General features: G+C 59.5%; 16 protein-coding genes. 9 read left to right on the top strand and 7 right to left on the bottom strand.

What is annotated here, in order from left to right; all coding sequences use genetic code 11:
* Positions 1–6: 6 nt before the first annotated feature.
* The gene (locus HB633_RS09205; RefSeq protein WP_213777800.1) at positions 7–1,356 is read right to left on the bottom strand and encodes an NCS2 family permease; all 1,350 of its coding nucleotides are present in this window, start codon (positions 1,354–1,356) and stop codon (positions 7–9) included.
* Between the two features lie 91 nt (positions 1,357–1,447).
* Here HB633_RS09205 and HB633_RS09210 point away from each other — a divergent pair, with 91 nt between their 5' ends.
* A complete protein-coding gene (locus tag HB633_RS09210; protein WP_213777801.1) occupies positions 1,448–2,356 on the top strand; it encodes a LysR family transcriptional regulator in 909 nt (302 codons plus the stop codon).
* Positions 2,357–2,368: 12 nt separating this feature from the next.
* On the opposite strand, the gene HB633_RS09215 is transcribed toward HB633_RS09210, so the two are convergent.
* The 3 genes from HB633_RS09215 to HB633_RS09225 all read right to left on the bottom strand — a co-directional run bounded on the left by HB633_RS09215 (position 2,369) and on the right by HB633_RS09225 (position 5,497).
* Entirely contained in the window at positions 2,369–3,412 is a 1,044-nt protein-coding gene (locus HB633_RS09215) for a nucleoside hydrolase (RefSeq protein ID WP_213777802.1), read from the bottom strand.
* 2 nt (positions 3,413–3,414) lie between these two features.
* Positions 3,415–4,524, bottom strand: coding sequence for a porin (locus HB633_RS09220; RefSeq protein ID WP_213777803.1), 1,110 nt, complete (start codon positions 4,522–4,524; stop codon positions 3,415–3,417).
* A 244-nt stretch (positions 4,525–4,768) separates the two neighbouring features.
* The gene (locus HB633_RS09225; protein WP_213777804.1) at positions 4,769–5,497 is read right to left on the bottom strand and encodes a GntR family transcriptional regulator; all 729 of its coding nucleotides are present in this window, start codon (positions 5,495–5,497) and stop codon (positions 4,769–4,771) included.
* 156 nt (positions 5,498–5,653) lie between these two features.
* Between HB633_RS09225 and HB633_RS09230 the strand changes: the two genes are divergently transcribed.
* From HB633_RS09230 to HB633_RS09255, 6 genes are all read left to right on the top strand, one after another.
* Complete coding sequence (locus tag HB633_RS09230) at positions 5,654–6,874, top strand: aminotransferase class V-fold PLP-dependent enzyme (protein ID WP_213777805.1); 1,221 nt, start codon at positions 5,654–5,656, stop codon at positions 6,872–6,874.
* A gap of 14 nt (positions 6,875–6,888) precedes the next feature.
* A complete protein-coding gene (locus HB633_RS09235; protein ID WP_213777806.1) occupies positions 6,889–9,912 on the top strand; it encodes an FAD-binding and (Fe-S)-binding domain-containing protein in 3,024 nt (1,007 codons plus the stop codon).
* Positions 9,913–10,103: 191 nt separating this feature from the next.
* Positions 10,104–11,396 carry an MFS transporter gene (locus HB633_RS09240; RefSeq protein WP_213777807.1) on the top strand — a complete coding sequence of 431 codons (1,293 nt, stop codon included), beginning with the start codon at positions 10,104–10,106 and terminating at the stop codon, positions 11,394–11,396.
* 13 nt (positions 11,397–11,409) lie between these two features.
* Positions 11,410–12,192, top strand: a complete 783-nt coding sequence (locus tag HB633_RS09245) for an enoyl-CoA hydratase-related protein (RefSeq protein ID WP_346730288.1) — start codon at positions 11,410–11,412, stop codon at positions 12,190–12,192.
* A 1-nt stretch (position 12,193) separates the two neighbouring features.
* On the top strand, positions 12,194–13,435 hold the full coding sequence (locus tag HB633_RS09250; protein WP_255580831.1) for a CoA transferase: 1,242 nt from the start codon (positions 12,194–12,196) through the stop codon (positions 13,433–13,435).
* Positions 13,436–13,549: 114 nt separating this feature from the next.
* Entirely contained in the window at positions 13,550–14,449 is a 900-nt protein-coding gene (locus HB633_RS09255) for a DMT family transporter (RefSeq protein WP_213777809.1), read from the top strand.
* Positions 14,450–14,455: 6 nt separating this feature from the next.
* Here the strand turns inward: HB633_RS09255 and HB633_RS09260 are convergent, their stop codons facing one another.
* Both HB633_RS09260 and HB633_RS09265 read right to left on the bottom strand, forming a co-directional pair.
* Positions 14,456–15,085: a LysE family translocator gene (locus tag HB633_RS09260; RefSeq protein WP_213777810.1), complete on the bottom strand. Its 630-nt coding sequence runs from the start codon at positions 15,083–15,085 to the stop codon at positions 14,456–14,458.
* A gap of 102 nt (positions 15,086–15,187) precedes the next feature.
* Complete coding sequence (locus tag HB633_RS09265) at positions 15,188–15,772, bottom strand: NUDIX domain-containing protein (protein ID WP_213778201.1); 585 nt, start codon at positions 15,770–15,772, stop codon at positions 15,188–15,190.
* 94 nt (positions 15,773–15,866) lie between these two features.
* On the opposite strand from HB633_RS09265, the gene HB633_RS09270 reads away from it, so the two are divergent.
* Positions 15,867–16,622 (top strand): DeoR/GlpR family DNA-binding transcription regulator, encoded by a 756-nt coding sequence (locus HB633_RS09270; protein ID WP_213777811.1) that lies wholly within the window; start codon positions 15,867–15,869, stop codon positions 16,620–16,622.
* On the opposite strand, the gene HB633_RS09275 is transcribed toward HB633_RS09270, so the two are convergent.
* Positions 16,619–17,308, bottom strand: coding sequence for a nucleoside 2-deoxyribosyltransferase (locus HB633_RS09275; RefSeq protein ID WP_213777812.1), 690 nt, complete (start codon positions 17,306–17,308; stop codon positions 16,619–16,621). The genes HB633_RS09270 and HB633_RS09275 overlap by 4 nt on opposite strands.
* A gap of 390 nt (positions 17,309–17,698) precedes the next feature.
* On the opposite strand from HB633_RS09275, the gene HB633_RS09280 reads away from it, so the two are divergent.
* Entirely contained in the window at positions 17,699–18,841 is a 1,143-nt protein-coding gene (locus tag HB633_RS09280; protein WP_213777813.1) for a GGDEF domain-containing protein, read from the top strand.
* Positions 18,842–18,857: the final 16 nt, after the last annotated feature.

The following is an 18,857-nucleotide window of genomic DNA, read 5'->3' on the forward strand; positions in this document are numbered from 1 at the left end:
CGGAAATTAATGGTGCTTGACCACGGTCCAGAAGTAATAGCCGAGCGGAATTGCCAGCACGACGAGACCCCACGGCACTTCCTTGAAGCGTCCGGCGAGCAGCTTCACGATCACGAAACACAGCAGGCCGCCTGCGATTCCCGTGCCGAAACTATTCGACATCAGCGTGAGCAGGACCATCGAAAGGACCGGGAACGCGTCCGTGAAATCATCGAAATGTGCGTGGCGGATCGTGCTGAACATCGACAAGCCGATCAGGATCAGCGCCGGCGCCGTGGCTTCTTTGGGAATTGCGAGCGCGACCGGCACGAACAGGAGCATCAACGCGAACATGGCCGCGGCTGCCAGCGATGAAAGCCCGCTGCGCCCGCCCGCCTCGACGCCCGCCGCCGATTCGACCAGCGCGGTCAGCGCCGGAATGCCGAACACGGGGCCGAGCGTGGCCGCGATCGAATCGACCAGGAACGGGCGATTGATATTGGGAAGGTTGGCGTTTTCATCGAGGAGATTCGCTTTTGCGCCGACCGCGAGCGTCGTGCCCAGCGTCGAGAAAAATTCGGCGGCGAAAAACACGAACAAGTAGGGAATCGCCGCGACCGTCAGCGCGCTCGGAATGTCGAGCTTGAACGCGACGGGCATGATGTCGTGCGGGAACGAAATCATCGATGACGGCAAATGCGTGACGCCGAGCGGCACGCCGGCGGCCGCTGCAATCAGGATCGCCCAGAGGATCGCGCCGGGGATTTTCCGGCCTTGGAGGACCACGGCCGCGGCCAGTCCGATCAACGCGACAATCGTCCCGGGACGCGAAAAGTCGCCGAGCGCGAGCGCATTGGTCTTCGCATTCGCGATCACCATGCCTGCATTCCGAAACCCGAGCACGGCGATAAACAATCCTATCGATGCAGCTAGTCCCAGCTTGATCTGCTGCGGAATCAGCCGCACGACCAAGCTCCGCGCGCCGATCAGCGTGAGAATCAGAAACAGCACGCCGGAGATGAACGCGATGCCCAACCCGGTTTGCCACGCCACATGTTCGGTCGCGGCGAGCGTCACGCCGAGAATCACGGACCCGCCAATTCCCGGCCCGACAATAAACGGCAGGTTCGTATAAAGCCCCATCAGAACGGTGCTCAAAACGAACACGATGATGGTCGATGTCGTCGCCGCGCCGCGATCCATGCCGCCGGTGGCGAGCAGCGACGGAATCACGACGAGCAGATACGCCGCCGCCAGAAACGACGTGATGCCCGCGAGCGTCTCAATGCGCACGCTGGTCTTCCGTTCGCTCAACGCAAAGCGCCGGTCCAGCCAGCCGCCGGATTTGCGGGGGACGGTTGCATCGGAAGTAGCCATCGAAGATTCCTTGTTCACTATTTTTTCCTCCGCGCGTTTCGGTGAGCGCGCGTTTTATACTGCGGCGCATCCGTCCAACTGGTAGCGCTTCATGTCCGATCGATCAGGCCCGTTGCCCGCGCTGACCCTGCGCCAAGTGCAGTACTTCGTTGCGCTCGCGCATGCGCGCAGTTTCACGCAGGCTGCGCAATCGCTGTCGCTTACGCAACCCGCCTTGACCGCGGCGATCCGCCAGATCGAATTCCTGCTGGGCGGGCCTTTGTTCCTGCGCTCCGCGCATCGGCTGACATTGACCGATGCCGGCGCGAGCATCCTGCCGCTCGCCGAACGTCTGCTGAATCACGCGCGCGGCACCTTCGACGACATGGCCAGCACATTCCTGGAACGGCTGCAGACGGTGCGCATCGCGATGATTCCGTCGGTGGCGGGACGCTTGCTGCCTGTGCTCAACGCGTTCCGCGAACAGCGCCCCATGCTCCGTTTTACGCTCACCGACTTGCCGAATACAGCGCTGATCGATGCCGTGCGCGATGGCGTCGCCGATATCGGCATCGGCGTGCATGAGCCGGAGGCGAACCACGAAGCCCTGCGTTTCAAGGATGTTTTCGAGGACGAGATCGTGGTCGTCGTGCGTCGCGACGATCCGCTTGCGAAGCTCAAGACCGTGCCGTGGAAAAAGCTCGTCGGCCGCGATCTCGCCGTGTTCGTGCGCGGCAGCGTGAGCGACACCTTGCACAGGACCAGTGGCGACGAAAAACTGCGCCTCTCGGTGACCTACACGATGGAATACACCGAGCCGCTTTACGCCCTCGCGCGCAACGGCCTCGCGATCGCGGTCATGCCGAGCCTCTACACGATGCATTTGCACGATCCCGAACTGATTGCGCTGCGACTCGATAAACCCCGCGTCACGCGCGCCATCGCATTGATTTCGCTGGCGGGCGTTGATCGCGGGCCGCATGTGAAAGCGTGCTGGGACTATATTGCCGCGCACATTTAAGGCCGGTGCACTTCAAGGCAGCGTCGCGATGCTTGCACGCAACGCGGCGTAGAACGCATCGGCATCGACGTCCGTGATCCACGTCGCGTTCGGCGCACGTCCGCTGTGTCCCGACCAGTCGACGACGGTTTCACCCAGCGTAAATTGCCCGGTTGTTTCCACCACCACGTTGACCAGCTTGCCCTTGAAGAGGCTCGGATCGATGAGATAACCCGCTGCAGTCGGGTCGTACATCGGCGCGTCTTCCACGCCTTTGCGGCCTTTCTGATACTTCACTTCGGCCGCCATGATGTCCGCGACGATCGCGCCGCAACGGTTCCCGATCGCGCGAATCGGCGCAATGCGAGCCGGTGTGATCGGCGCTTTCACGGCGACATCGCGCGGCAAAACGACGATCGGAACGCCGCTCGAAAACACGATGCTCGCCGCTTGCGGATCGACATAGATATTGAATTCGGCCGCCGGCGTGATGTTGCCGCGCTCGAAAAACGCCCCACCCATCAGCACGATTTCGCGCAGCGCGTCGCGGATTTCCGGCGCTTCGGTCAACGCGGTTGCGATGTTCGTCAGCGGCCCGAGCGCGCAAATCGTGACGCTTTTCGGCGGCGCGGCCTTCAATGTATCGATGAGATACGCCACCGCGTGCTGGCCGGCGAGCGGCGCCAGCGGTTCGTGCAGTTCGACGCCTTCCAGCCCGGTCTTGCCGTGCACGTTCGCCGCCGTAATCAGCTCGCGCATCAGCGGACGCGGACAGCCGGCGTACACGGGCAGCGTCTTGGTGGCGCCGGCCCAGTCGCGGATGATGCGCGCGTTGCGCTCCGTCAGGTTCAGCGGCACGTTGCCGGCCACCGCCGTCAACGCACGCACATCGACGCGATCACGCGCGCCGAGCGCGAACAGGATGGCGATGGCATCGTCCTGACCCGGATCGCAATCGATAATCACCGTGCGTCGCTCGTTGGCCGCGTGCGCGAGCGGATTGAACAAGGCTGATGCGGTCAATGCCGCCGATGCCTTCAAAAACGTGCGTCGAGGAAAACTGGAAGTCTGGCTCATGATCAGAATACGTGGCGCATGCCGAGGGTGGCGACGAGCTGGCGCGTGGTCGTCGAGCGCGCGAAGGCGAAGATTTGCGCGTGTTGTGCATCGCCGGTAGCCTGCTGGCCGATGACCGTCAACGCCACGTCGGTACGCTTCGAGAGGAAATAGTCCGCCTGCAAGTTGACCTGATGCCACGCCGGTTTCTGGTTGATGACGTCGTATTTGCCATCGGTATAACCGTACGCGGCGCCCAGGAACAGCGACGGCGTCATGGTGTACACCACGTTCACGCCGAAGTTCTGCAAGTGCAGGTGCGAGTTGTCGAGGTAATCGTAGTGGACATCGGTGAAAAGCGCTGCGAACTGGGCCTTGCCGATAGTGTAGAAACCGCCTGTGCCGGCAATGCGCTGCTTCTTCGCAAACACCGACGGGTTGGTCGCGCTTTTATCGAAGATCAGGATGGGCGACGAATAATCGTTCGATATCGCGCCGTCCGAATTCGTGCTGCTGAACGGATGGTTGTACTGCGCGTAGACCGCGCTCCAGCGCAACGGACCGTGCTCGTAACCAATGCCGAAGCTGTACGCGTTGTTGTCGCCGAAACCCGTTGAATTGCTGAAGCCGTAGATGGCCGTGGCCTTCAGTCCGCGATAATCCGGGCTCACGTACTTCACCGAATTCTGGATGCGGATGTCGTTATAACCGTTGTCGTTATCGCCGATATTCACGCCGTTGCTCGCAATGATCACCGGGCCGATGTAATCGTGAATGGCGTCGTACTGGCGGCCGAGCGTGAGCGTGCCGTAGGTTTTATCGGAGAGACCGACCGCCGCCAGGCGGCCGAATTCGCGGCCGTTTTGCGCGGCCGTGCCGGTCATGATGTTGAAGCCGTTTTCAAGCTGGAAGATCGCGCTCAAGCCGCCGCCCAGGTCCTCGCGGCCTTTCAAACCCCAGCGCGGATTCTGGTTCGTTCCGCTCAACGCCTGATACGCGTTGTGGCCGCCCTGATTCGTCGCAAAGCCGACACCCCCTGAAATCAGGCCGTAAAGAGTGACACTGCTTTGCGCATACGATGAGGCGGTGAACGCGCCGAGCATTGCAAGGGGAGCAAGCTTGAGTAGTTTCATGGTTGTCCGGTGATCTTCCGATGAGCGTGTGAATGTATTCGTCGCGCCGTTTTTTGGATTCATGGCGTCTGGCGAGTGCATCGGACTGTACAAAACCGAAAACCATAAAAATAATTATGAATTGTTATAAACCCATCAAATGAGTTTATGCAACGGGCGTCAGGCGAGGCTTCGATCTGGTGGGATCAGCGTGCGCAAGCGGTCGAGGTGCGGCCCGGCGGCACGGTAGATGGTCCGGTACTGATCAACCCGGCAGCGTTCCGCCTTCGGAAATCGGCTTCATCGTGGTCATGGTCCGCTCGGCGAGCACTGCGTCGCGCTTCGCCATCAAATGCGCGCGCATGATTTCGGCCATGCGTTTTCCATCGCGTGATTCGAGGGCCGCGATCATGGCTTCATGGTCGCGGATCGCGCTGTCCCACTTCTTCGTCTGGAAGTTCGAACGGAACCGCAACGCCTGCAGCCGCCGGTTCACCGATATGTACGTCTGCCGCAAGGCGGAATTGCGCGCGGCGTCGTTGATCTTGTCGTGGATGGCCTGATTGCGGTTGTAGTAGCCGGACAGATCGTTCTGTTCGCGGCACGCGAGCATGGCGTAGTGCAGCGCCTTGATCTCGCTGAGTTCGGCGGGCGTCATGCGTTCGCATGCAAGTTCGCCCGAGAACGCTTCGAGTCCGCCCATCAGTTCGAACGTCTCGCGGATTTCCGCGTCGCTCATCCGGGAAACCGACGCGCCCCGGTTCGGCAGAATATCGATCAAACCTTCCGATGCGAGCACCTTCAGCGCCTCGCGCAGCGGCGTGCGCGATATTCCGAGCGTCTCGCACAAGGTCCGTTCGTTGAGCTTCATGCCCGGTGCAAGCATCCCTTCCACGATGAAATTGCGCAGATGGTCGACCACCGTGTCGTGCAACCGCTGCCGCTCGACTTTCGGCAACGTGAATTCGCGATCAGGAGCATGATCATTTTGCATGCAATACCTCTAGCCATTCTGTTGACGCGATTTTACCGCGCCGCACCCAAAAAACCGTGGGACGGGTTTTCACCTAAGCAAAACAAGCATTTATCGCTTTCAGGCAACGCGGCAGTGCGCTAGAGTATTTTGCATGCAAAATTCAAAGGACGCATCATGTTGAAGCTCGATTTCCATCCCGCCGGTCGCCACTTCCTGCAGATTCCCGGTCCGAGCCCTGTGCCCGACCGCATCTTGCGTGCGATGAGTTACCCGACCATCGACCATCGCGGGCCGGAATTCGGTGCGCTTGGACTGAAGGTGCTGGAAGGGATCAAATCGATCTTCAAGACTGCGCAGCCCGTGGTGATCTACCCCGCGTCGGGCACGGGTGCGTGGGAAGCGGCGCTGTGCAACACGCTCAGTCCCGGCGATGCCGTCCTGATGTTCGAGACCGGCCACTTCGCGACGCTCTGGAAGAAGATGGCCGAAAACCTCGGGCTGAAGCCGGAGTTTCTGGGTTTGCCTGGCACGGAAGGCTGGCGGCGCGGCGTCCAGGCGGACATGATCGAAGCGCGTCTGCGCGAGGACACGGAACGCAAGATCAAGGCGGTTTGCGTGGTGCACAACGAGACTTCGACTGGCGTCACGTCGGATATCGCGTCGGTGCGCAGGGCTATCGATGCAGCCGGCCATCCGGCGCTTTTTCTCGTCGATACGATTTCTGGGCTTGCGTCCGCGGATTATCGTCACGACGAATGGGGCGTCGATGTCACCGTTTCGGGCTCGCAGAAAGGCCTGATGCTGCCGCCTGGGATCAGCTTCAACGCGGTATCGAAGAAGGCGGTCGAGGCGAGCAAGTCGGCGAAATTGCCGCGCGCGTTCTGGGCGTGGGACGAGATCATCGAGATGAACAAGAGCGGTTATTGGCCGTACACGCCGAATACCAATCTTTTGTACGGCTTGTCGGAAGCTCTGGAAATGATCGGTGATGAAGGGCTCGAGAACGTCTTCGCGCGACATCAACGGTTGGCTGCCGCCTGCCGGGCGGCGGTCAACGCGTGGGGCCTGGAGATCCAATGCGCCGATCCCGCCGTGTATTCACCGGTTCTCACAGGCGTGATGACGCCTGAAGGCGTTGACGCCGACGCGCTCCGCAAGCTGATCTACGAAAAGTTCGATATGTCGCTGGGCACAGGCCTCGGAAAGTTGAAGGGCCGGATGTTCCGAATCGGACATCTTGGCGATTGCAACGACTTGACGCTGATGGCGACGCTAACCGGATGCGAAATGGGCCTCAAGCTGGCGGGCGTAAAACTCGCGGGAAGCGGCGTGCTCGCGGCGATGGATTATCTGACCAGCAACGTCGCGGCGCCTGCGCTGAAAGCGGCGGCCTGAAGAACACTAAAACGATGCTGACCCGATCCCCCGAAGCACTCGTCCAGCCAATCCACCTGATGCCGGCATCGGCGAGGGCCACACTTTCTCCGCTCGCCGCGCGTCTTCGCGGCGAGATGAAAGGCGACGTGCTGTTCGATCGTGCCGCACGCGGACGCTACGCGACGGATGCATCGATCTATCAGATCATGCCGATGGGTGTCGTCGTGCCGCGCGATCAGGCTGACTTGCTGCTCGCGCTGGACATTGCCCGCGATGCAAAGGCGTCCGTGCTCGCACGCGGCGCGGGGACGAGTCAGTGCGGGCAGACGATCGGCGAGGCGCTGATTATCGATACAAGCAAGTGGCTCAACAACATCGTTGATTTCGATGCCGAAGCGCGCACGGTGACGGCTGAGCCTGGCGTGGTGCTGGACCATCTGAACGCGTGGCTCAAGCCGCATGGCTTGTGGTTCCCGGTGGATGTATCGACCAGTGCGCAATGCACGATCGGCGGCATGGCGGGCAACAACTCGTGCGGTTCCCGTTCCATGGAATACGGGATCATGGTCCACAACGTGGTCTCCATGGACGTCGTTCTAGCCGATGGTCACCAGGCGACGTTCGGCGCCTTGCATTCCATGTCGTCCGACGCGCGCACGCGCTCCCTGGTCGAAGGGGTGCAGCGTATCGCGCAACGTGAACGCGATGAAATCCGCGAGCAGGTGCCGAAGGTCCTGCGACGCGTGGCGGGCTATAACATCGATCTCTTCGATTGCCAAAGTCCTTTGCCATTCAGCGCGGATGGCGAACCGAATCTCGCGCAGTTGCTGGTCGGCTCCGAAGGCACGCTTGCGTTCACCCGACGTCTGACACTCAAGCTCTGGCCGCTGCCGGAGCACAAGACGCTGGGCGTCGTGAACTTCCCGACGTTCTACGACGCAATGGACATGACGCAGCATATCGTCAAGCTGGGTCCGGTCGCGGTGGAACTCGTCGATCGCACGATGATCGATCTCTCGATGTCCAATCCGGCGTTCCGGCCGGTCATTGAAAAGGCGTTGGTCGGCCAGCCGCAAGCGGTCTTGCTGGTCGAATTCGCAGGTGCGGATAAGGGCGTGCAACTCGCGAAGCTCGCACAACTCGTTGAGCTGATGGGCGATCTCGGTTTGCCCGGTTCGGTTGTCGAGATGCCCGACGCCTCGCAGCAAAAGGCTTTGTGGGAAGTGCGCAAGGCCGGGCTCAACATCATGATGAGCATGAAGGGCGACGGCAAGCCGGTATCGTTCATTGAAGATTGCGCCGTGCCGCTCGAACATCTGGCGCAATACACGACGCGTCTGACTGAAGTCTTTCACAAGCACCATACCGAAGGCACCTGGTACGCACATGCAAGTGTCGGCACGCTGCATGTACGGCCAATTCTGGATATGCGCCGGGACGGCGCGCAGAAGATGCGCGCCATCGCGGAAGAAGCCTCCGCCTTGGTGCGCGAATACAAGGGTGCATATTCGGGCGAACACGGCGATGGTTTGTGCCGTGGCGAATGGGTCGCGTGGCAATACGGACCCCGGATCAACGAGGCGTTCCGCGAGATCAAGACGCTTTTCGATCCCGACAGTCGCATGAGCCCGGATCGCATCGTGAATCCACCGAAAATGGACGATGCGGCCAACTTCCGCTTTCCGCCTTCATACCGTGAACGCACGCTAGAAACGCAGCTCGACTGGTCGCAATGGAACGTGACACGCGATCCGCTCACAGGCGACGAAACACTGGCTGGCACAGGCGATGACCGTACCGGTGGTCTCGCGAAAGCGGTAGAGATGTGCAACAACAACGGCCATTGCCGCAAGTTCGATGCAGGCACGATGTGCCCGAGTTATCGAATCACGAAGGACGAACAACACGTCACTCGCGGTCGCGCGAATACGTTGCGACTTGCAATCAGCGGTCAGCTCGGCGAAGAAGGGCTTGCGAGTCAGGATGTGAAGGACGTGCTCGACTTGTGTGTATCGTGCAAAGGCTGCAAGCGTGATTGCCCGACCGGCGTCGACATGGCGAAGATCAAGATCGAGGCACGCGCCGCGTGGACCGCGAAACACGGTTTGCGCTTGCGCGATCGATTAGTGGGATTCATGCCACGCTATGCGCCGTATGCGAGCCGCGCGCCTTCGTTGTTTGGTTCGGTGGAGCGTTTGCCGCGCGTGGCGAGGTGGGTCAAGGCGCGTCTCGGCCTTGCGCCTGAACGTGCGTTCCCGAAGTTCGTTGCGTCGTTTTTATCGACGGCTGAACAGCCCTTGCCGCCCTCGGTGAATGGCAAGGAGGTGTTGCTTTTCGTCGATACCTTCAACAACTATATGGAACCGGAAAACGCGCGCGCGGCAAAGCGCGTGCTTGAGGCCGCGGGTTATACGGTCCACCTGAATCTGAAAGACGGCGAACGTCCGCTATGCTGCGGCCGCACGTTCCTGTCGGCCGGGAAAGTAGATGAAGCAAAGGCTGAAGCGCGCCGCACCTTGGACACGCTGCGCCCGTTTATCGAACGCGGCGTACCTGTGGTTGGACTCGAACCCTCATGCCTGCTTTCATTTCGCGATGAATTCCTCGACTACGGCTACGGCGATGAAGCGCGCAAGCTCGCGCAGACATCGTTTCTCTTCGAGGAATTTCTGGTACGCGAAAAACAGGCGGGACGTCTAAGGCTTTCGTTGAAACCGCTTGCCATTCCTAAGGCGCTCGTCCACGGGCATTGCCATCAAAAAGCCTTCGATGTGTTTCGTCCGGTGCAAGCCGTGCTCGGCTGGATTCCGTCACTTGAGGTAAAGGTGATCGAATCGTCTTGCTGCGGAATGGCCGGCAGCTTCGGCTACGAAGCCGAGCACTACGAAGCATCTAAAGCGATGGCCGAACTGTCGCTCTTGCCGGCCATACGAAAAGCAGGAGACGCATTGATAGTCGCCGATGGCACTAGTTGCCGTCATCAAATAGCGGATGGAACGAGCGCAAACGCGATGCACGTTGCACGCGTTCTCGCGTCCGCGCTAAAAGAATTCTAAAAGCTTTACACCCAAAGCGGACGTGTTCAAAAGTTCGCGTACTGGAGACAAGCATGACAAGACCGCGCAAGCCCAGGATTCGCAGCAACGCTGCCACGCCAATCAGGTAAGGCTTTATCGAAGTTCCGGATGCAGTTCGCTTCAGGCGCCCTTGCGGCGTCATGGTGAAGCACGCACTAATCAAGGAGACGATGATGTTCCGTCGAGCTACGACGCGCGTTTTGTTATTGCTGTGCGCCATGTATTTCATCACGTATGTTGACCGTGTCAACGTCAGTACCGCCGCCTCGCAATTCGGCGCGGAATTACATTTATCGCATACGCAGATTGGTTTTGTGTTCTCCGCTTTTGCTTACCCGTATCTCGTGTTCCAGATCATCGGCGGATGGGTGGGCGACAGGTTCGGGCCGCGCCGCACGCTGGCCGTATGCGCCGTGATCTGGGCGGGCGCAACGGTCATGACGGGACTATCGGGTGGCTTCGTTTCCCTGATCATCGCGCGCCTGTTGCTCGGACTCGGCGAAGGCGCGACGTTCCCGACCGCCACGCGCGCCATGTCGAACTGGATGCCCGCCGATAAACGCGGTTTCGCGCAGGGCATCACGCACGCGGCATCGCGCATTGGCAATGCGGTCGCGCCGCCGTTGATCGTGTGGTTGATGATCGCGACGAGCTGGCGCGGCGCGTTCATCGTGACGGGTATCGTCAGCTTTCTGTGGGCGATCGTCTGGATCTTCTATTTCCGCGACAACCCCCGCGAGCACCACGCCATTACCGACGCCGAATGCGAGACGCTCTCATCGTTTTCCGGCGTAAAGCAAAGAACGCCGGTGCCGTGGCGCGCGCTGCTCGGACGCATGGCGCCGGTCACCGCCGTGTACTTCTGCTACGGCTGGGTCTTGTGGCTGTTCCTCGGCTGGATCCCGCAGTACTTTCTCCACAACTATCACATGCAGCTGGGCAAATCCGCGCTCTTCGCATCGGGCGTTTTCTTTGCCGGCGTGCTGGGCGACTGGCTGGGTGGATCGGTGACGGATCGCATCTTGCGTCGCAGTAAAAACCTTCGCCTCGCACGCAACGTGATGGTCGGCGTGTGCATGTTCCTGACGCTGCTGTCCCTTGCGCCGATCATGCTTGTATCGAACATGTCGATCACGCTGGCCGCGTTATGTCTGAGCGGCGGATTCTTCTTCAACGAAATGACGATCGGGCCGATGTGGGCAGTACCCATGGACATCGCGCCGAAACACGCTGGAACTGCCAGCGGCATCATGAACTCGGGGTCGGCATTGGCGGCGATCATCAGCCCGGTTGTCGGCGGGTTCCTGATCGACCGGACGGGGAACTGGAACCTGCCCTTTACGGTATCGATGGTGCTGATGGCGGTCGGTATCGTGCTGTCGTTCACCATGCGGCCGGATCGCGTTCTGGATGACGTGCCTGCGGGCGCGGAGAACGCCGAGCCACTGCGCAAATTCGTTTAGAACAGGAGACGTTGTGACCGAAGCTTCTATCCGGGTTGAACGCGAGGAGACCATTGCGACGGTTGTTATCGATCGTCCGGAGAAACTCAACGCGATGACCAAGCCGCTCTGGCAAGCGCTGGGCGAAACGATCGACACGCTTTCCGCCGATGACGCCGTCCGCTGCATCATCCTTCGCGGCGCGGGCGAGAAGGCGTTCTCGCCGGGCAACGACATTGCGGAGTTCCGCACCGATCGCTCCAACGTCGAGCAGGCACGCGCCTATGGTGCAATCATGCATCGCACATTGAGTGCGCTCGATGCTTGCCGGCATCCGATCGTCGCGATGATCCACGGCATTTGTGTAGGCGGCGGGCTCGAAATTGCTGCGATGTGCGACCTGCGAATTTGCGGTGAATCGAGTCGTTTCGGTGTACCGATCAAAAACCTCGGTCTCGTGATGGCGCACGCAGAACTCGATGCGCTCGTGAAGCTTGCCGGCCCCGCCATAGCGCTGGAGATCCTGTTGGAAGGCCGGATCTTCGACGCACGTGAAGCGTTCACCAAGGGCCTTGTCACGCGCGTGGTCCCGGACGATCAGGTCACGTCCGAGACATTGGCAACGGCACGCCGTATCGCCGATGGCGCTCCGCTTGTCGCGCGTTGGCACAAGCAGTTCGTCAGGCGCGCGATGAACCCGGCGCCACTGACCGATGCAGAACGCGACGAAGGTTTCGCGTGCTTCGGCACGGAGGACTTCCGCAACGGCTACCAGGCCTTCCTCGATAAGGTCAAACCGGAATTCAAGGGACGTTGACATGATCGAACTCGAAACACCCGATAGCAAAAGCCAGGGGCCGCTTGCCGGCATGCGCGTCATCGAACTTGCGCACATCATGTCCGGACCCATTTGCGGCATGATGCTCGCCGACATGGGCGCGGACGTCATCAAGGTCGAAAAGATTCCCGGTGGCGACGACTGCCGCCGCTTCGCGCCAATTCTCGAGGGCGGCGAATCGGCTTCGTTCATGATCGTAAATCGCAACAAACGGGGCGTGGCGATCAACCTGAAGACCGATGGCGGCCGTGAAGTGTTGCGCAAGATGCTGGCCACGGCCGATGTGGTCACGGAGAATTACCGGCGCGGCACGATGGAAAAACTTGGCATGGGCTACGAGGCGCTCAAGGCCGAAAATCCCGGCTTGATCTATTGCGCGATATCGGGCTTTGGACGCAGTGGCCCGATGGCCGACAAAGGCGGCTTCGATCTGATCGCGCAAGGAATGAGCGGACTAATGAGCATGACCGGCGAACCGGGGCAAGCGCCGATCAAGGCCGGCTCGCCCGTCACCGATATCAACGCGGGCATTCTTGCCGCGCTCGGCATTTGCGCGGCCTATGCGGGCAAGCAGAAATCCGGCGTGGGGCAGATGGTCGATACATCGCTGTTCGAAGCCGGATTGCAGCAAATGTACTGGGCCTTCGCCAATTATTTCGCCGATGGCACCGTGCTGCCAAAAGCGGGCTCGGCGAATCCGACGAGCGCGCCGTATCAGGCATTCCGCACGAAGGATGGCTGGGTAAATATTGGTGGAGCAAATCAGAGCAACTACGAACGTCTGGTCGGTGTTCTGGATATTCCGGGCTTGGCCGACGACGAACGATTCAGTACGAACGCCGGGCGCATGAAACATCGCGGCGTGCTGGTGGAGATTCTGACGAACCGGCTGGTAGAGCGCACCACAAACGAATGGCTCGCCATGTTCGATACCATCGGCTTGCCTTCGGGTCCGGTGCTAGGCGTGCCGGAAGCGGTCGCGCATGAACAGGCATTGGCGCGCGGAATGATCGTGGAAACGACGCATCCGGTATCGGGCCGAATGCGTGGCCTGGGTTTGCCCATTCATTTCTCCGATGGCCGCACGCAATCGCCGGTGCCAGCGCCGCTTCTGGGACAACACACTGCGGAAGTGTTGCGCGAATATGGTTTCTCCGATGAACGCATCGGCGCGCTAAAGGATGAGGGTGCGATTCTGGCTAGTGAAACGACAGTAAATTGACTTAAGCCGACACCCCTGTCGGTTTAACCAACACGTCATTTTGCTTGCAGATTCCCGGTGATAAGCTACGCCACGTTCAACCCGCGCGTATTTTCTCCCGGAAACGTGAACCCAATGCCTCTTTCCATTGCGCAAAGCAAAGCTGTTCCGCTGCGCAGCGTCGCGCAAATTCTTGCGGCGATGTTTTGCTTCGCATTGGTCGATGCCCTTGCGAAATCGCTAAGCCTTCGTTATCCCGCAAACGAGGTGACATTCTTCCGGATGATTTTTGGCTTGCTGCCCGCATTCGCAATGAGCCTGCAAAGCAGCAAACCGCTGACGCAACGCTTGATGAATCTTGACGTCAAAGCGCAGACGCTAAGAGCGATCACCTTGCTTTGCGCGCTTGGACTTTTCTTCGCGGGTTTGCCTTATGTGCCGCTAAGCGAGGCGGTTGCCATCGTCTATTCGGAGACGATTTTCGTGATCGTGCTTGCGCCGTTACTGCTTAAGGAAACGCTAAGACGGCGCGATGCAGGCGCCGCGGCGATTGGCTTTGTGGGTGTACTGCTTGTCGTGCGTCCTGGCAGCGATCAAACCAACTGGCTTGGTCCGGTATTGTTGATCCTGAGCGCGATATTCGGCGCGTTATCGATCCTGCAGATAAAGCGGCTTCGCGCAAGCGACGACTCCAGCGTCACCGTGCTTTACTTCACGATGATTGGCGCCATTGTAAGCGGATTCTCGCTGATGTTCGCCTGGCAAACGCCGACGCTCGATTCACTCGCAATCCTCGCGTTGGTCGGCGTTCTTGCCGGTACGGGTCAATTGCTGATGACGATGGCGTTCCGACAGGCCGACGCCAGCGCACTCGCGCCATTCAACTATACGAGCATCGTATGGGCTGCGATCTTCGGTTATGTGGCATGGGGCGAGACCGTCGGCATGGTATCGCTCGTGGGGATTCTTTTGATCGTGGGCAGTTCCATTCTTGTCGCGATCCGGCGCAAGCAGGCTGATGGTCCTATCGTTTAACAGTTTTTATTCCATCGACAAACGCAGCGCAAACGCCAGCAATGCTGCTGAAAACGTCCAGCGCTGCATGACCTGCGCGCGCGGATGACTGCGCAGCCAGCCCGATATTCGCGTGGCGCCGAATGCCAGAGTGGTGTCGAATGCAGCACCCATCGCGACCAGCACCACGCCGAGTTCGACGACTTGCGACCAGATCGCGCCTGCATCGGGATGAATGAATTGCGGCAGCAGCACGGAGCAAAACAGCAGCGCCTTTGGGTTGAGCAAGCTGCTCATCATGCCTTTGAAGAATGCGGAGCGCAGCGTGTACGCCATGCCCGATGCTGCGTTGTTCGTATCAAGGCCAAAAGCCGGCGAGCGGAAAATCTGGATCGCGATATATGCCAGATACAACGACCCGGCGATACGCACGCCGTCATAAAGCCATGGCGCGCTGCGTAGCAACGCTGCGACGCCAAGTGCCGATAACGTGACGTGAAGCGTGCGCGCGACTGCAAGACCTGCAGCGGTCGACAAACCGTGTCTAAGCCCGCGCGACGCGCTCATTTGCAAGACGATCGCCATGTCGGGTCCGGGCAACGCGTAAACCACCGCGAGCGCACCAATAAACACCATCAGCAATTGCAGCGAAACCATGATCAGCCCCTGTGTTCGAAGCCATTATGGTGACGCTGATCGCCTAGGGGTTTCCTGCTAAGTGCAGGCGGTTTAACGGCATCATTAGCGGAAAACGCTAAATCACAACACGCGATTCAGTGCCACGAACTGAAGCAACATGATTGTCTTTGCATCGACAATTTCACCGCGCCGCACGGCATCGAGTGCATCGCCAAGTGGCCATTCGATAACTTCGAGATCTTCCCCTTCCGCCGCAACACCGCCGCCGCGACCCACGCGCGAGGAAGCATCGTATTCGGCAATGAAAAAGTGCAGTTTCTCCGTCACTGATCCCGGGCTCATATACGCCTCGAAAACCTTCTCGACGTTCTGCACGCGATAACCCGTTTCCTCTTCCGCTTCCGCGCGAATGCGTTCTTCGGGCGAGGCGTTATCGAGCAGGCCGGCGGCGGCTTCGATCATCATGCCGTCGTGCCCGTTGACGAACGCAGGCAGACGGAATTGCCGCGTCAATACAACCGTCTTTTGCTCGCGATTAAAAAGCAGAATGGTCGCGCCGTTGCCACGGTCATAGGTTTCGCGGCTTTGGCGTTGCCACACACCGTCGCTGCGCAGGAAGTCGAAGGTGGTTTTCTTGAGAACGTACCAGTCATCCGAGAGAACGACCGTGTCCATAATGCGGACTCTGTCTTTCGTGGTGGTCACCATTTTTGGCTCCGGTATCGCGGAAATAGAGCCATCATGTTATCGTGCAGTTTCGTGCAATATCAAGATATTTCGTGCAAACGGGTTTTCCAACATGCTGACGTCTCAACGAAAAAAAGCGATCCTCGATGCCTTGGCGCGCGACGGGCAAGTCCTTGCCAAGCAACTTAGCGAAACCTTCGAGGTGTCCGAGGACACGGTCCGGCGCGATCTGCGCGAACTGGCCGCCGAGGGGCTATTACAGCGGGTGCACGGCGGCGCGCTGCCGGCCTCGAGCGCAGTGGCGCCATTCGCGGAGCGGCGGGAGATCGAGTCATCGGCCAAGCGCGCCATAGCCGGCGCCGCTGCGGCCATGATCGGAAATGGTCAGGTCGTGATAATCGATGGCGGGACGACGTCCGCCGAATTGATCCGGCAACTCCCGCGCGACTTGCGGGCGACAGTTGTGACGCACAGCCCGAGCGTCGCGGTTGGTCTGATCGATCATCCAATGATCGAAGTGCTGGTGATCGGCGGCCGGCTCTTCAAGCATTCCATCGTGACGGTCGGCGCGGCCGCAATCGAAGCCATGTCGCATATCCAGGCCGATATCTATTTCATGGGCGTCACCGGCGTGCATCCCACGGCGGGTTTAAGTACCGGCGATTACGAGGAAGCGTATGTGAAGCGGGCGCTTGCGGCGCGGGCGGCGGAGACGGTGGTGCTGGCGTCGTCGGACAAGATCAACGCCGCTTCGCAATTCGTGATTGGAGGCTTGGCGATCGCCCAGACGATCATTGTGGAGAAGGCGACCGATCCGGCACTGACAAAACCGCTTGAGAAGTCGGGCGTGACGATCGTGCGCGCTTAAATCAGTCCCGCAACGGCCATGGCATCGAGACAATTCTCCGGGCCGCCCACAACAATGCGTGCCGAGCATGCAAGCATGAGATTCAAGTTCAAGCCGAAATCTTCGACAACGAAGCCATTGGCGCAATACGAGGCATTTCCTTCCTTTCTAATTGATACTCGCTCGATCAGCGTCCGGTTTTCCCCGGTGTAAGCCCATACCGGCTTGCCTAGCGCAGCGGCAAATCCTACTTCAAACGAAGTGCCGCTATCTGGTTCGCCCGCCCCTCGAAAGTCGTTGAGATTCGCCATGACGATATCCGCCGAGCGAATCGACTCCATATTGGCGTGACAAATCCATTGCGCCTTTCCACGGTGATCAAGCTCGTCCGGGATCTCTCCGTCGAGCGGATACAAGCCGATGGTTCCGCGCGACTGGCACATCGCCTTGAGCGCTTCACCATGACTTGAAGCGTCGCTTCGAAAGACATCGAAACCTGCAAGATAGATGCGCGGCGTGGCGGCCGCCATTTCGATAGGAAGCGGTGTAGGTGCATAGTGACCTTCACGCACTTTGCGCCGAACCCGGTTCAACTGTTTATGTACCGATGCAAGGTGCTTGCCCGTTCGCGTCGCAATTTCCTCGACGCTCAAGCCCTGGTCGACCAGTTCGATCAACGACAGTTGTTTCTTGGTTGGGCCGCGCATTGCTGTCCTTTTACCGCCTGCATTTTAAAAACTCAAGATTATCGCATTGCCGCCGATAAGCTTGATAAGGCGTAATCACGCTTGCATTACCTTTGCCTCGAAGACGTGATTCTTGGCCGAATCATCTTGGGCCGCGTTAGAGGCTATTCACCATTGATTAGCTGCGAGCGACTGGTTATCGGCTAGTAAGCGGGCTTAGAATACGCGCATGTGCGGTCATCCCGCTAAGGGAAAATCCTGAGCACACGTCAACGCCGCAACTTAGTGACCTAAAGACCGCTGGCGTTATCCGTTTGACAGACCGATCTTGACCATACCGATTGAGTCCATGACAGGCAGAAGGTGCGACGCCGACGTGGCAAACGCAGTCGCATAGAAAAGCAAAGATCCATGGATACCAACTTAGCGCCATTCAGTCTGCCTCGTTGGCGATTCACAACGTGGCTGTGCTATTCCGGCCCTGACGTTCCCGACGATATACGGGCTGCGTTGATCGGAAGTCTGTTCGGCACGCTGCCGATTTTTGCCGGCGGCGTTCTCAACACCATTGCCGTTTCAATCGCCATCACATTGCGTGAGCCCACGCCAGCGTTCATAGCGTGGGTGGCGATGGAAGTCTTGCTGTGCGGGACGCGCCTGGCCTTGCTGGTCGCGGCGCATCGGGCTGCGCGTCGTGGGCAGCCTACATTTACGGACGTGTATTTGCTTCTAGGCGTGCTGTGGGGAGCAAGCGTCGGTTATGGCGCGTTCATCAGCATCCTGAGTAACGACTGGATTGCGGCAACGCTTTCCTGTTTGTCGGCCGCCGCCATGGTCGGCGGAATTTGCTTCAGGAATTTCGGTGCGCCACGGCTCGTGGCGATCATGATCTTATTGTCGCTTGGTCCGTGCTGCATTGCCGCGGCCTTGTCCGCGGAACTCATCCTTACGCTTACGCTGATCCAGATTCCGTTCTATCTGGTTGCAATGAGCATTGCTGCGTTTCGCCTCAACGGACTGCTCGTTTCCACGATGAAAGCCGAAAGGGAAAACGATCACCGTGCGCGGCACGATGCGCTGACCAGCTTGCCCAACCGTGCGGGATTGATTCACGCGTCGCAGACTCGCTACAAAACGGTGTCGGGGAATGGCGGCAAAACCGCGGTGCTTTACATTGACCTGGATGGTTTCAAACCCGTCAACGATCAATACGGTCACGAAGCCGGCGACCTTTTGCTTGTAATGATCGGCGGACGTCTGAATGCGCTGAAAGGCCCCGACGACATGGTGTTTCGTATCGGCGGCGACGAGTTCGTGGTGACCATCAGTGCGTCTGGTCATGATGATGCCGCCGCGTTCGCAGACCGGCTCATCAATGAAATGTCGTCGGCGTTTGCGCTGACATCGCATGTTTCGGTGAATGTAGGTGCGAGCATTGGCGTGGCGCTCGTGCCCGATCACGGCGCTGATGTCTTGACCGCACTCAACGCTGCGGATAAAGCCCTGAACGTAGCCAAGGCGATGGGCAAGGCGCGCTGGAGCCTGGCGACGTAAGGCGACTTAAAGCAGC

Source organism: Caballeronia sp. dw_276, assembly GCF_018449635.1.
Taxonomy (GTDB): Bacteria; Pseudomonadota; Gammaproteobacteria; order Burkholderiales; family Burkholderiaceae; genus Caballeronia.

Coding starts and splice junctions, on each gene's coding strand:
- HB633_RS09205 (WP_213777800.1), bottom strand. CDS start 1,356: ATGGCTACTTCCGATGCAACCGTCCCCCGCAAATCCGGCGGCTGGCTG.
- HB633_RS09210 (WP_213777801.1), top strand. CDS start 1,448: ATGTCCGATCGATCAGGCCCGTTGCCCGCGCTGACCCTGCGCCAAGTG.
- HB633_RS09215 (WP_213777802.1), bottom strand. CDS start 3,412: ATGAGCCAGACTTCCAGTTTTCCTCGACGCACGTTTTTGAAGGCATCG.
- HB633_RS09220 (WP_213777803.1), bottom strand. CDS start 4,524: ATGAAACTACTCAAGCTTGCTCCCCTTGCAATGCTCGGCGCGTTCACC.
- HB633_RS09225 (WP_213777804.1), bottom strand. CDS start 5,497: ATGCAAAATGATCATGCTCCTGATCGCGAATTCACGTTGCCGAAAGTC.
- HB633_RS09230 (WP_213777805.1), top strand. CDS start 5,654: ATGTTGAAGCTCGATTTCCATCCCGCCGGTCGCCACTTCCTGCAGATT.
- HB633_RS09235 (WP_213777806.1), top strand. CDS start 6,889: ATGCTGACCCGATCCCCCGAAGCACTCGTCCAGCCAATCCACCTGATG.
- HB633_RS09240 (WP_213777807.1), top strand. CDS start 10,104: ATGATGTTCCGTCGAGCTACGACGCGCGTTTTGTTATTGCTGTGCGCC.
- HB633_RS09250 (WP_255580831.1), top strand. CDS start 12,194: ATGATCGAACTCGAAACACCCGATAGCAAAAGCCAGGGGCCGCTTGCC.
- HB633_RS09255 (WP_213777809.1), top strand. CDS start 13,550: ATGCCTCTTTCCATTGCGCAAAGCAAAGCTGTTCCGCTGCGCAGCGTC.
- HB633_RS09260 (WP_213777810.1), bottom strand. CDS start 15,085: ATGGTTTCGCTGCAATTGCTGATGGTGTTTATTGGTGCGCTCGCGGTG.
- HB633_RS09270 (WP_213777811.1), top strand. CDS start 15,867: ATGCTGACGTCTCAACGAAAAAAAGCGATCCTCGATGCCTTGGCGCGC.
- HB633_RS09275 (WP_213777812.1), bottom strand. CDS start 17,308: ATGCGCGGCCCAACCAAGAAACAACTGTCGTTGATCGAACTGGTCGAC.
- HB633_RS09280 (WP_213777813.1), top strand. CDS start 17,699: ATGGATACCAACTTAGCGCCATTCAGTCTGCCTCGTTGGCGATTCACA.